The 11,031-nt window shown below is 68.4% G+C and carries 12 protein-coding genes; 8 read left to right on the top strand and 4 right to left on the bottom strand.

What is annotated here, in order from left to right; all coding sequences use genetic code 11:
* Positions 1-82 precede the first annotated feature (82 nt).
* A complete protein-coding gene (locus F615_RS19445) occupies positions 83-1,081 on the bottom strand; it encodes a porin (RefSeq protein WP_019561318.1) in 999 nt (332 codons plus the stop codon).
* Between the two features lie 306 nt (positions 1,082-1,387).
* Between F615_RS19445 and coq7 the strand changes: the two genes are divergently transcribed.
* A complete protein-coding gene (coq7, locus tag F615_RS0111405; protein ID WP_019561319.1) occupies positions 1,388-2,041 on the top strand; it encodes a 2-polyprenyl-3-methyl-6-methoxy-1,4-benzoquinone monooxygenase in 654 nt (217 codons plus the stop codon).
* 3 nt (positions 2,042-2,044) lie between these two features.
* On the opposite strand, the gene F615_RS0111410 is transcribed toward coq7, so the two are convergent.
* The gene (locus F615_RS0111410; RefSeq protein ID WP_019561320.1) at positions 2,045-2,467 is read right to left on the bottom strand and encodes an OsmC family protein; all 423 of its coding nucleotides are present in this window, start codon (positions 2,465-2,467) and stop codon (positions 2,045-2,047) included.
* A 330-nt stretch (positions 2,468-2,797) separates the two neighbouring features.
* Here F615_RS0111410 and ilvA point away from each other — a divergent pair, with 330 nt between their 5' ends.
* Positions 2,798-4,372: a threonine ammonia-lyase, biosynthetic gene (gene ilvA, locus F615_RS0111415; protein ID WP_019561321.1), complete on the top strand. Its 1,575-nt coding sequence runs from the start codon at positions 2,798-2,800 to the stop codon at positions 4,370-4,372.
* Between the two features lie 95 nt (positions 4,373-4,467).
* Positions 4,468-5,511: a nicotinate-nucleotide--dimethylbenzimidazole phosphoribosyltransferase gene (locus tag F615_RS18375; protein WP_019561322.1), complete on the top strand. Its 1,044-nt coding sequence runs from the start codon at positions 4,468-4,470 to the stop codon at positions 5,509-5,511.
* Positions 5,512-5,518: 7 nt separating this feature from the next.
* Here the strand turns inward: F615_RS18375 and F615_RS0111425 are convergent, their stop codons facing one another.
* Together F615_RS0111425 and F615_RS18380 are read right to left on the bottom strand one after the other, a co-directional pair.
* On the bottom strand, positions 5,519-7,417 hold the full coding sequence (locus tag F615_RS0111425) for a DUF294 nucleotidyltransferase-like domain-containing protein (RefSeq protein WP_019561323.1): 1,899 nt from the start codon (positions 7,415-7,417) through the stop codon (positions 5,519-5,521).
* Positions 7,418-7,444: 27 nt separating this feature from the next.
* On the bottom strand, positions 7,445-7,927 hold the full coding sequence (locus F615_RS18380; protein ID WP_019561324.1) for a hypothetical protein: 483 nt from the start codon (positions 7,925-7,927) through the stop codon (positions 7,445-7,447).
* 134 nt (positions 7,928-8,061) lie between these two features.
* Here F615_RS18380 and gspG point away from each other — a divergent pair, with 134 nt between their 5' ends.
* The 5 genes from gspG (at position 8,062) to gspK (ending at position 10,984) form a co-directional block, all read left to right on the top strand.
* Positions 8,062-8,517 carry a type II secretion system major pseudopilin GspG gene (gene gspG / locus F615_RS0111435; protein WP_026330253.1) on the top strand — a complete coding sequence of 152 codons (456 nt, stop codon included), beginning with the start codon at positions 8,062-8,064 and terminating at the stop codon, positions 8,515-8,517.
* Positions 8,518-8,614: 97 nt separating this feature from the next.
* Positions 8,615-9,073 (top strand): pilus assembly FimT family protein, encoded by a 459-nt coding sequence (locus F615_RS0111440; protein WP_019561326.1) that lies wholly within the window; start codon positions 8,615-8,617, stop codon positions 9,071-9,073.
* On the top strand, positions 9,070-9,432 hold the full coding sequence (gene gspI, locus F615_RS0111445) for a type II secretion system minor pseudopilin GspI (RefSeq protein WP_019561327.1): 363 nt from the start codon (positions 9,070-9,072) through the stop codon (positions 9,430-9,432). Before F615_RS0111440 ends, gspI begins: the two co-directional genes overlap by 4 nt.
* 2 nt (positions 9,433-9,434) lie before the next feature.
* Positions 9,435-10,046, top strand: a complete 612-nt coding sequence (locus tag F615_RS0111450) for a PulJ/GspJ family protein (RefSeq protein ID WP_019561328.1) — start codon at positions 9,435-9,437, stop codon at positions 10,044-10,046.
* Complete coding sequence (gene gspK / locus F615_RS0111455) at positions 10,043-10,984, top strand: type II secretion system minor pseudopilin GspK (RefSeq protein WP_026330255.1); 942 nt, start codon at positions 10,043-10,045, stop codon at positions 10,982-10,984. Before F615_RS0111450 ends, gspK begins: the two co-directional genes overlap by 4 nt.
* Positions 10,985-11,031 lie beyond the last annotated feature (47 nt).

An 11,031-nucleotide genomic window follows, 5' to 3' on the forward strand; every position in this document is an offset into this window, starting at 1 on the left:
ATCGCCGTCGCACAAAAAAAGCCGCCCGAAGGCGGCTTTTTGGACTTGCTGTTCCTTCGGCTCGCGCAAGGCGAGCGTCAGATCAGAAGTTGTGCTGGATACCGACGTCGAAACCAGTGCGGCGATTCGCGCCCGTTTCCTTGGCGGTGCCCAGGTCGGCGTAGACCTTGGTGCGCTTGGACAGGGGGTAGTGGTAGCCCACACCGAACTTCTTGATGTCGGTGTTGTTCAGGTCGTTGTCACGCACGGCAAACAGCGCACGCAGGTCGCCACCACCAACCGGGGCGTTGGCAAACAGGGTCCAGTTGTCGCGGTCAGCCACGTCGACACCACCGGCGTTTTCGGCCGTGCCGGTCGTGTAGGACAGACCCACGCGGGCGAAACCAAAGTTGTAGGCGCCGGTGGCCGTCCACACGCTGGTCTTCACAGCGCCCAGGGCCGCCGGGGTTTGGTTGCCGGCGTTTTCGTAGCCCAGACCCAGGTAGAGCGGGCCGGCCGAGTAAACGACGTTGGCGCCGAACGGGTTCTTCGTGCCGGCAGCGGTGGTTTCCTTGGCCGCCACTTGCACCAGGGCCGTCAAGCCGCCCAGATTGGGCGTCTTGTACGAGAAGGAGTTGCTGAAACGCACCGGCAGAATGCCCAGCTGGTTGTGCGCAGGACCGGCCTGCCCGATGGTTTCGTAGCCGAACGGATCGCCCGCCAGAGCCACCCAGAACAGCGGGGTGTAGTCACGCCCCAGGCGAATTTCACCGAAACCGCCCGACAGACCCACCCAAGCTTGCTGCCAGAAGTTGGCAGCAGTTTGGGCGCCGGTATCGTTGTTGAAACGATGCTCGATCAGGAAGTTGGCGCGCAGACCGCCGCCGAGGTCTTCGGTGCCACGGAAGCCCAAACGCGAGCCGGCTTGTTGGTCCAGACCCCAGGCGTCACTGGTGGAGGTCGCGCCGGCCAGCGTGGAGGTGCCGTCATTGGTCTTGGTCAGCGCCATGTCCAGCTTGCCGTAGATGGTCACGGACGACTGGGCGGCCGCAGCGCCAGCGAAGGCGCCCAGCACGGCGAGAGCGAGAAGAGATTTTTTCATTGCAACTATCTCCTAGGTTGAACAAGAGGTCTCGGTCGCCCGTTGTTGTGCAGGACCGGGCTGTCCGAGCCAACCTCCTCAGCGGAAGTTGGCGCTATTGCACCAGAGGGTCGCGGCGGCGGCCAGACTTGCGCGCAGAAAAGACCGGGGTTTGTTGTCTATGCGCAACAGGCCAGGCCGCCGAGGCCGGCCCCGCGGCGGCGGATGCCCCACCGAGACGCAGACCCGCGTGCCCCCCGAGGGGGCTGCCACGCCGGCCGGCCAGGCTCTATGCTTGGGGCTTGGTCGCTGCGAGAGTGTGTTGCGATGAATGCCCGCCCCCCCTTGTCTGCCCTGGATACCCTGCTCAGCGCCGCCGATGGCGCCTTGCGCACCGTGTTCGGCGCGCACCGTGCGGCCCGCCCCTGCCCGCAGCCGACGCCGCCCGCGCCGCAGGCTCCCTTGAGCGAGCCCGAGCGCCGGCTGTCGGGCGCGCTGATGCGCGTCAATCATGTGGGCGAGGTCTGCGCCCAGGCGCTGTACACCGCCCAGGCGCTGGCCACGCGCGATCCGGCGCTGCGGGCCCATTTCGAGGCCGCCGCCCGGGAGGAGGTGGATCACCTGGCTTGGACCGAGCAGCGTCTGGCCGAGCTGGGCGACCGCACGAGCTGGCTCAACCCGCTGTGGTACGCCGGCGCCTTCGGCATCGGCTGGGTGGCCGGGCGGCTGGCCGGCGACCGGGTCAGCCTGGGGTTCGTGGTGGAGACCGAGCGCCAAGTGGAACAGCACCTGCAAAGCCACCTGGAGCGTCTGCCGGCACAGGATGCCTCCTCACGCGCCATCGTGCAGCAGATGAAGGAGGACGAGGTCCGTCATGCCTTGGATGCCGAAGCCGCCGGTGCCGTGCCGCTGCCTGCGCCGGTGCAGTGGCTGATGCGCGCGGCCGCCAAGGTGATGACCACGACCGCCCATCGTGTCTGAGCGTCAGACCTCGACGATCTCGTAGCTGGTGGTGATCTCGGCCGTCTTGCCCAGCATGATGGTGGCCGAGCAGTATTTGTCGTGCGACAGCTCGATGGCGCGCCGCACGGCCGTCTCGGGCAGACCCTTGCCAGTCACCACGAAGTGCATCTGGATGCGGGTGAAGACCTTGGGGTCGGTGGGGGCACGCTCGGCGCTGAGCTTGACTTGGCAGCCGCGCACGTCGTGGCGTCCGCGCTTGAGGATGAGCACCACGTCATAGGCCGTGCAGCCGCCCGCACCGGCCAGCAGGGTTTCCATCGGGCGCGGGGCCAGGTTGCGCCCGCCGCCCTCGGGGGCGCCGTCCATGTTCAGCAAGTGTCCGCTGCCCGTTTCGGCCGAAAACGCCATGCCGTGTGCCGGCATCCAGTGGATGGTGCATTCCATGTCACGCAATCTTCAGGGTGGAAAGCCCCTCATTGTGGGCGCTGCGCGGTCGGCGTGCAGCCTGGAGGTCTGGAAAACGGCCTCTCACGCAAACCGTGAAAAATTTGTTGCGGCGCATCAAGGAATGGCGTTAAACTTCCGTTCATGTGATGCCTGCACTGTGCAGCATTGCAACGTTTGTCTCCTCCACCCTCCTCCTTTGGTGGATTCGGCCCAAGGCTTCACCGCCTTGGGCCTTTTTCTTGGTACAGCAGCCCCCTGCACCGGCTGCTGCACTGCAAAACGAGGGCGGGGCTCGCGTATATTCGACGGCTTCGCAGGAGGAGCCCCATGGCACGAGCCACCCCCAAGACCCCCCGTACCGCCGCCCCGGCGCGGCGCCGCAAGCCCTTGTCCTTGGCGGACTATCTCCAGAAGATTTTGACGGCGCGCGTCTATGACGTGGCGGTGGAGACCGAGCTGGAGCCAGCCAGCCAGCTGTCGCAGCGTTTGGGCAACCGCGTGTTGCTCAAGCGCGAGGACAATCAGCCCGTGTTCAGCTTCAAGCTGCGCGGGGCCTACAACAAGATGGCGCACTTGAGCCCAGCGCAGCTCAAGCGGGGGGTGATCTGCGCCTCGGCCGGCAACCATGCGCAAGGGGTGGCTTTGGGCGCGCGCCGTCTGGGCTGCCGCGCGGTGATCGTGATGCCGGTGACCACGCCGCAGGTGAAGGTGGATGCCGTGCGCTCGCTGGGCGGTGAGGTGGTGCTGTTTGGCGAGAGTTTTTCCGACGCCTATGCGCATGCGCGCGAGCTGGAGGCAAAGAAGGGCCTGACCTTCGTGCACCCTTTCGACGACCCGGACGTGATTGCCGGGCAGGGCACGATCGCGATGGAGATCTTGCGCCAGCACCAAGGGCCGATCGATGCGATTTTCGTGGCCATCGGCGGCGGTGGCCTGATTTCGGGCATCGCCAGCTACGTCAAAGCCGTGCGGCCAGAGATCCGCGTCATCGGCGTGCAGATGGAGGACTCCGATGCGATGCTGCGCTCGGTGCGCCAGGGCAAGCGAGTGCAGCTGTCGGATGTGGGCTTGTTTGCCGACGGCACGGCCGTCAAGCTGGTGGGCGAGGAAACCTACCGCCTGACGCGCCAGCTGGTGGACGACTATGTCGTGGTGGACACCGATGCAGTGTGCGCGGCGATCAAGGATGTGTTCCAGGACACGCGCAGCATCCTGGAGCCCTCCGGGGCCATGAGCGTGGCGGCCCTCAAGCAGTACGTGCAGACGCATCGCTGCAAGGGCAAGACCTTCGTGGCCATCACCTGCGGGGCGAACATGAATTTCGACCGGCTGCGCTTCGTGGCCGAGCGCGCCGAGGTGGGCGAGGAACGCGAGGCGCTGTTTGCGGTGACCATTCCCGAGGAGCGCGGCAGCTTCAAGCGCTTTTGCGCGTTGTTGGGCCAGCGCAGTGTCACCGAGTTCAACTACCGCATCTCTGGCGCCGACGAGGCGCACATCTTCGTGGGCCTGACGACGAGCCAGCATGGGGAGTCGGCGCGCATTGCGGCGCATTTCCAAAAGCATGGCTTCCCGACGCTGGACCTCACGCACGACGAGCTGGCCAAGCAGCACCTGCGCCACATGGTGGGCGGGCATTCCGAGCTGGCCCGCGATGAGCGGCTGTTTCGCTTCATCTTCCCGGAGCGGCCGGGCGCGTTGATGAAGTTCCTCTCGACCATGCACCCGGGGTGGAACATCAGTCTGTTCCATTACCGCAACCAAGGCGCCGACTATGGCCGCATCTTGGTGGGCATCCAGGTGCCCAAGGGGGACAAGAAGGCCTTCCGGGAGTTCCTGGACACGCTGGCCTATCCCTATGTGGAGGAAACCGACAACCCCGCCTATCGCTTGTTCTTGCGCTGAACCCTCGTTTGGGGGTGGGCCGCCCCATTGCAGCCAGAAGGTGCCACTGAAAGAATGGGGCGGCTTCGCACTGGCAGCGCCTCCCAGCGCCCCCCATGAGCCTGCATCGTTCGCTGATCGCCCCCACGTTCCATCCGCCGTTGCAGCAGGCGCTGCACGAGAAGCTGGCTGCGCGCAACACCGCCGCAGGCAGCCTGGGCGAACTCGAACCCCTGGCGGTGCGCCTGGGCCTGGTGCAAAACACCCTCAAGCCTCGGCTGCACACCCCACAGCTCGTGGTGTTCACCGGCGACCATGGCTTGGCGGTGGACGGCATCACCGCACCGGACACCACGCCCAGCACCGAGCAGGTGCAAGCCCTCATCACCTTGCGCACGCCGTTGGCCGTGTTCGCGCACATCCAAGGGCTGGGGCTCACCGTGGTCGATGCCGGGCTGGCCGAGCCGCTGGGGCGCCACCCGCTGTTGTTGTCGCGCAAGATCGCCCATGGCACGCGCAACTCTCGGGTGGGGGTGGCCATGTCCTTGGATCAGGCGCAGGCGGCGATCCGTGCCGGCATGGAAATCGCCAATGCGCTGCCGGGCAATGTGCTGGCCTGCGCAGGACTGGGCGTGGGCAGCGAGGCCAGTGCGGCGCTGTTGCTCTCGCGCCTGGCGCTGCTGCCGCTGCCTCAGCTCGTGCAGCCGGCCGCGCAGGCGTCGCCGCAGCTGCTGGGCCACCAGGTGGCGGTGTTGCAGGCCGTGTTGGAGCGCCACCGCAGTGTGAGCGAGCCGGTGGAAATGCTGGCTGCGATGGGGGGCTTCGAGATCGGCATGATGGTCGGTGCGATGCTGGTGGCCGCAGGCAAGCGCCATTTGATCATCGTCGATGGCCTGCCGGCCTGCGCGGCCCTGGCCGTGGCCTCGCGCATCGCCGCGCCGGTGGTGGACTATGCGGTCTTTGCCCGCAGCCACAGCCGCCCGGGGCTGAGTCTGGCCTTGGGCTACTTCCAGCAGGGGCCGCTGCTCGAGCTGGGGCTGGAAAGCACCGACGGCACCGGCGCCACGCTGGCTTGGCCGCTGATCCATGCGGCCGCGGCGCTGTTGACCGAGGTGGCCGAAGGCGAGGACCCGGGGCCCAGCCGGCCCATGGGGTTGTGAGGCGGGCTCAGCGCAAATAGTCCAGTTCCAGCCGCTGCTGCAGCCGCCGGGCCAAGCGAAAGGTTTCCTTGAGCATGCGGCGGTCGATGTCGTTGAGTTGGGCCACGTCGATGCGGTTGGGCTGCTCGGGCATTTCCTCGGCGCCGATCTGCACGCGCAAGCGCAGGGTTTGCAAGAATTCGAAGCCGGCGATCCAAGCCTGGCTCTCCTGCGGCTCCACGCCCATGGCCGGGGCAGCCTGCTCCAGGCGCGCGCGCGTGCCCGTGGCCGTGACGCCATGGGCCAGCGCATAGACACGGGCGGCCGCCACGAACAAGGCCGCGCCTTGCATCTTGAGGTCCAGCCACTGGTGGGGGCCGTCGCGGGTGGTGTCCAGCCCGCCCAACCAGTTCAGCGGCACGCGCAAGCGCAGCGCCAGCTCACTCATCTGGCGCAAAAAGCGCGGCACGGCACGGGCCCGGCGATGCACGAGCTGGCGCATGGGCTCCAGCAGCGCGGCTTGACCGGCCAGCGCTCGGAAGTCGAAAAAGATGCTGGCATGCAGCAAGTCCTCGGGGGCGCCGTGCTCGATCCAGTGGTCGAAGCGCGCACACCATTCGCGCGGGGTCAAGCACCACTGCGGGTTCATCGCCATCACCCCGCCCTTGCACAGCGGATAGCCGCAGGCCGCCAACCCTTCGTTGACGGCTTGGGCGAAGGCCAGCCAGCGCGCGCGCTCGCGCTCGGGCGCATCGCTGTGGAAGACCAGTCCGTTGTCCTGATCGGTGGCGATGGTCTGTTCGCCCCGACCTTCGGAGCCCAGCGCGATCCAGCAGGCTTGCTGCAGGTCCAGGCCATGCGCCTGGGCCATCAGTTGCACCAGGCGCGAGGTCAGCACGTCGTTGAGATGGCTGACGAGCTCGGTGAGCTGGCGCGCGCGCAGGCCCTGGGCCAGCAAGCTGCGCGCGAAGCGACGAATGTCGGGAGCCACCGACCGCAGCGCCGCCAGATCGCGGGCATGGCGCAGGTCGGCGCTGAGTTGTTTGAGCGACAGACGTTGCAGCGCGAAGAGGTCGCGCTCGCTGAGCAGGCCCACCAGTCGCTCGCCGTCGAGCACCGGCACATGGCGAATCCCATGACGGGACATGAGCAAGGCGGCATCTTGGGCCGTGTCGTGCGCGGCCAGGGTGTGCACCGGCCGGGTCATGACTTCAGCCACCGGCAAGGACAACGGCCGCTGCGCCAAGGCCACGCGGCTGAGCACATCCTGGCGGGTGAGGATGCCTTGCAGGCGGCCGCCGTCGTCGGTGATCAGCATCGCACCCAGACGCTGGTCGTGCATGGTGCGCAGCGCCTGCGCCAGCGGCGTGTCGGGCCGGCACGTGACGGGCTGGCGGCGCACCAGGTGCGCCAGCGCCGTCTCGAAGGACTGCTCGGCCAGGGTCTGGGATGCGGCATCGGCCTGGATGGCGCGACGCGACAGGGTGAGATATTGCAGGATGCGCCCGCTGAGGAAAGCGGCGAACGGCGGGCTGAGCGCGGCCACCGCATCGACGGCTGGGCGTGGGATCAGCAAACACCAGCCCGGCTCGGTGGCGGTGTAGGTGGCGGTCACGGGCCGGGCGCCCATCAAGGCCCCGACAGGAAAGACATCGCCGCGTTCGTATTGGAAACCCGTGGCTTCCAAATCGGCCAGCCCGCGTCGGCCGGTCACCGCGCCGGCCAGCACGACGTACAAGGTGTGGACCGGGCCATCCTCGGGACGGCGCAGCACCTGGCCGCTGGTGCAACGCAGCAAGGTCGCGGCTTCGAGGAGCTGCTCGACATGGACCGGCTGCATCTGTGAGAACGGTGGATGCGGCTGCAGCATGGCCAGCCATTGCGGCCGCCCGGGACGGGGGGTGGCAGTTGGGGCCGACGTGTCCATGGGCGGGCGACGCAGCCGGGGCCGGGCTCAGGACGTGCGGCCCTCGGGACGTGCCACCGGCAAGGTGCCGGTTTGAGGCGCCGGCAGCGCAGGCAGCTCCAGCGTGAGCGTGGCGGGCCCCTCGCGGGGTCCGAGGGATGCGCTGCGGTGGCTCAGGCCGAGCAACACGAGGTCGCCATCGACGACGCTGCCCAGCGCATAGGCGCGAGGGGTCTTGCCGTCCACCGCGATGAGCGCCGCGCCTGGCCCAGGGCTGCCGGGCGCAGGCGCCATCACGCCGACGAGTTTGAAGCGGCTGCTTTGTGCGCTGGGCGCCGGGGCCGCCGGGCCGGCTGGCTGGGGGCCACCGCCCAACAAGCGCAGCACGGAGACGGCGCTGCCGGACGAAGCCACCACCGTGCCGGCATGCGGCGGCACTGGCAGCGGTGCGCTGCCCAGGCGCAAGGCCCAGAACACCATGCTGGCGGCGGCCAAGGCCCAGATGACGAAGGCACCGAGTTGGGCGATCATGGTCCCATTATGATGGATGGCCGTCGGCAGTGGCGAGGTGGGCTGTCACCTGCGCGGCTCAGCGCTGGCGCTATGCTGCGCGCAGACGGCGGCCTGCTGCCGCTGTTTCGGTGGACCCTGAACCCGCGAAACCCATGACTTCGACCTCGACTTCTAGGCGGCCGCGCGCCGCCCGTCCTTGCCACCACGGCGGCTTCACGCTGATCGAGCTGATGGTGGTGCTGGTGGTGATCGGCATCCTGGCCGCGCTGATCGTGCCCAATGTGCTGGACCGCGCCGACGACGCCCGGGTGACGGCCGCGCGCACCGACGTGAACAATCTGATGCAGGCGCTCAAGCTGTATCGCCTGGACAATCAACGCTATCCCACGGCCGAGCAGGGCTTGCAGGCGCTGGTGGCCAAGCCGACCACGGCGCCGATTCCGCCGAATTGGCGGCCCTACCTCGACAAGCTGCCCAATGACCCCTGGGGACGCCCCTACCAATATCTGAACCCCGGTGTGCGCGGCGAGATCGACGTGTTCAGTTTCGGCGCCGACGGCCAGGCCGGCGGAGACGGCCTGAACGCGGACATCGGGTCTTGGCAGTGACCGCCCCGGGCCCGGTGGTGCCTGCGGTGTGCGTGTCATGGCCTCGTTCGGCCCCCTCGGCGCGGCCGGATCCGCCAGGTCGGTGCGAGGGTTGGCGATGATGCGGGCGGTTCCCAGGTGCGGCGACCGTGCCCTCGGTTGGGCGCGCCGGCGCGGCTTCACTCTGCTGGAACTGCTGATCGTGGTGAGCCTGATGGCCGTGGTGGTGGGCACCCTCAGCCTGGCGGTGCGCGATCCGCAGGCCACCGCGCTGGAACGCGAGGCCGAGCGCTTGGCCGCGCTGCTGGAATCGGCCCGGGTCGAGTCGCGGGCTTCGGGCGTGGGGGTGCGCTGGGTCCCGACCGAACAGGGTTTTCGCTTCGTCGGCCTGCCCGATGGCCTGGCGCTGCCCACGCACTGGTTGCATGAGGGGTTGCGTGCCGAGGTCTATGGGGCCGGTGGACTGACGCTCGGTCCGGACCCGCTGATCGGGGCGCAGCGCGTGACGCTGTTTTTGGAGGACCGGCGTCTGACCGTGGCCACCGATGGTCTGCAAGCCTTTGCGATCGTGCCATGAAGCCTGGGACACGAGGATTCACGCTGATCGAGGTGCTGGTGGCGCTGGCGGTGGTGGCGCTGGCCTTGTCCGCCGGCTTCAAAGCCGCCGGTGCGCTCAGCAGCAACGCGCAGCGTCTGAGCGACAACATGGCCGCGCAGTGGTGCGCGGAGAATCAGCTCGCCGGCCTGGTGCTGGCGCGGCAGTTCCCCTCGGTGGGGGACGCCAGCTTCGCCTGCGAGCAAGCCGGCCGGGCGTATGTGGGGCTGTTGCAGATCCGACCCACGCCCAACCCCAATTTCCGGCGCGTCGATGCCCGCGTCAGCACCCCCGAGGGGCTGCCGCTGGTGAGCCTGTCGACCATCCTGCCCCGGTACTGAAGATGCGGCCACGCCGAGGCTTCACACTCATCGAGGTGCTGGTCACCGTCAGCATCTTGGCCATCGTGGCAGCCATGGGTTGGCGCGGGGTGGACGGCATCGTGCGCACCAAGGACATCGCCGAGGCCCGGCTGGATCAGATGCTGCGGCTGAACACCGTGCTGGCGCAATGGGAAGCCGATTTGGCCGCGCTGCATGACACGCGGGTGGTGCCGGCCCTCAGCTTCGACGGCCGCGCCGCGCGGCTGACGCGACGCAGCGAGCAAGGCGTGCAGATGGTGGTGTGGAGCCTGCGCGCTCAGCAATGGCATCGCTGGAGCAGCGCGCCGGTGACGCGCAGCGCCGAATTGCAAGAGGCCTGGATGCGCTCGTTGCAGTTGCTGGACGGCGACGTGGGGGATCTGGCCGCCTTGCCCGGCGTGGCGCAGTGGCAACTTTATTTTTGGCGCAACAACGCCTGGACGAATCCCCAGTCCACGGGCGACCAGTCGGCCAACGACCCGCGCAGCCAAGCCCTGCCCCAGGGCGTGCGCCTGGTGCTGACGCTGACGCCGCAGTCGGGACTGTCCGGCGAGGTCACGCGCGATATCGTGTTGCGATTGAGGGCCGAATGAGAACCGCAGCCCGCCGCCGCCCCCGTGGAGCCGCGTTGCTGACGGCCATGATCATCGTGACCGTGGTGGCCACCTTGGCCAGCGGCATGCTGTGGCGGCAGTGGCGCTCGGTGCAGATCGAAGCGGCCGAGCGCAGCCGTGCGCAGGCGTCGTGGATCCTCACCGGCGCGCTGGACTGGGCCCGGCTGATCCTGCGCGAAGACCGGCGCTCCGGCTCGGTCGATCACCTGTCCGAGCCCTGGGCCACGCCGCTGGCCGAAGCACGTCTGTCCACCTTTCTGGCCGTCCAGCCCGGCGACGCGGAGGCCGCGCCGGATGCCTTTCTGGCCGGACGCATGAGCGACTTGCAAGGCCGCTTCAATCTCACCAATCTCGCGCAAGCCGCCGATGCCGCGCAGCCCCACCGGCAAGCGCTGCAGCGCTTGTGCGAGCTGGTCCATGTGGACCCGAGCACGGCCGATCGGCTCGCCGCCGGCTTTGCCGCGCCGCCCACCGGGCAAGACGCCGCCGCCGATCGCCCCCTCATGCCACCCACCCCGCAGTTGCTGGGCTGGCTCGGCTTGGATGCCGCCACGGTGCAGGCGCTGGCCCCTTATGTGGCCGTGCTGCCTCGGCCCACGCCGGTCAATCTGAACACCGCCTCGCGCGAGGTGCTGGCTGCGGTGCTCGGCGTGGACCTGGCCAGTGCCGACCGGCTGGTGCAGCATCGCCAGCGCTCACCGTTTCGCAGCCTGGCCGAAGCCGCCCCATTGTTGCCCCCAGGGACGAATTTGTCGGACCAGCAAGTCGGCGTCAGTTCGGACTTCTTCGAGGTGCTGGGGCAGTTGCGCATCGATCAGCGCGCCGTGCAGGAGCGCTCGCTGGTGGAGCGACGGGGGCTGCAGGTGGTGTCGCTGTGGCGCGAACGCAGCGCCCTGGTGCTTGGTCAGGGGCGCTGAAGCCCCCGGTCGGGCCGGCTGGCGATGTCCCCCCGGGGACATGGCCG

Source organism: Caldimonas manganoxidans ATCC BAA-369 (genome assembly GCF_000381125.1).
GTDB classification, from domain to species: Bacteria; Pseudomonadota; Gammaproteobacteria; order Burkholderiales; family Burkholderiaceae_C; genus Caldimonas; species Caldimonas manganoxidans.

Excerpts from the sequence above, each read along its gene's own strand:
- F615_RS19445 (WP_019561318.1), bottom strand. The coding sequence starts at position 1,081 with ATGAAAAAATCTCTTCTCGCTCTCGCCGTGCTGGGCGCCTTCGCTGGC.
- coq7 (WP_019561319.1), top strand. The coding sequence starts at position 1,388 with ATGAATGCCCGCCCCCCCTTGTCTGCCCTGGATACCCTGCTCAGCGCC.
- F615_RS0111410 (WP_019561320.1), bottom strand. The coding sequence starts at position 2,467 with ATGGAATGCACCATCCACTGGATGCCGGCACACGGCATGGCGTTTTCG.
- ilvA (WP_019561321.1), top strand. The coding sequence starts at position 2,798 with ATGGCACGAGCCACCCCCAAGACCCCCCGTACCGCCGCCCCGGCGCGG.
- F615_RS18375 (WP_019561322.1), top strand. The coding sequence starts at position 4,468 with ATGAGCCTGCATCGTTCGCTGATCGCCCCCACGTTCCATCCGCCGTTG.
- F615_RS0111425 (WP_019561323.1), bottom strand. The coding sequence starts at position 7,417 with ATGGACACGTCGGCCCCAACTGCCACCCCCCGTCCCGGGCGGCCGCAA.
- F615_RS18380 (WP_019561324.1), bottom strand. The coding sequence starts at position 7,927 with ATGATCGCCCAACTCGGTGCCTTCGTCATCTGGGCCTTGGCCGCCGCC.
- gspG (WP_026330253.1), top strand. The coding sequence starts at position 8,062 with ATGACTTCGACCTCGACTTCTAGGCGGCCGCGCGCCGCCCGTCCTTGC.
- F615_RS0111440 (WP_019561326.1), top strand. The coding sequence starts at position 8,615 with ATGATGCGGGCGGTTCCCAGGTGCGGCGACCGTGCCCTCGGTTGGGCG.
- gspI (WP_019561327.1), top strand. The coding sequence starts at position 9,070 with ATGAAGCCTGGGACACGAGGATTCACGCTGATCGAGGTGCTGGTGGCG.
- F615_RS0111450 (WP_019561328.1), top strand. The coding sequence starts at position 9,435 with ATGCGGCCACGCCGAGGCTTCACACTCATCGAGGTGCTGGTCACCGTC.
- gspK (WP_026330255.1), top strand. The coding sequence starts at position 10,043 with ATGAGAACCGCAGCCCGCCGCCGCCCCCGTGGAGCCGCGTTGCTGACG.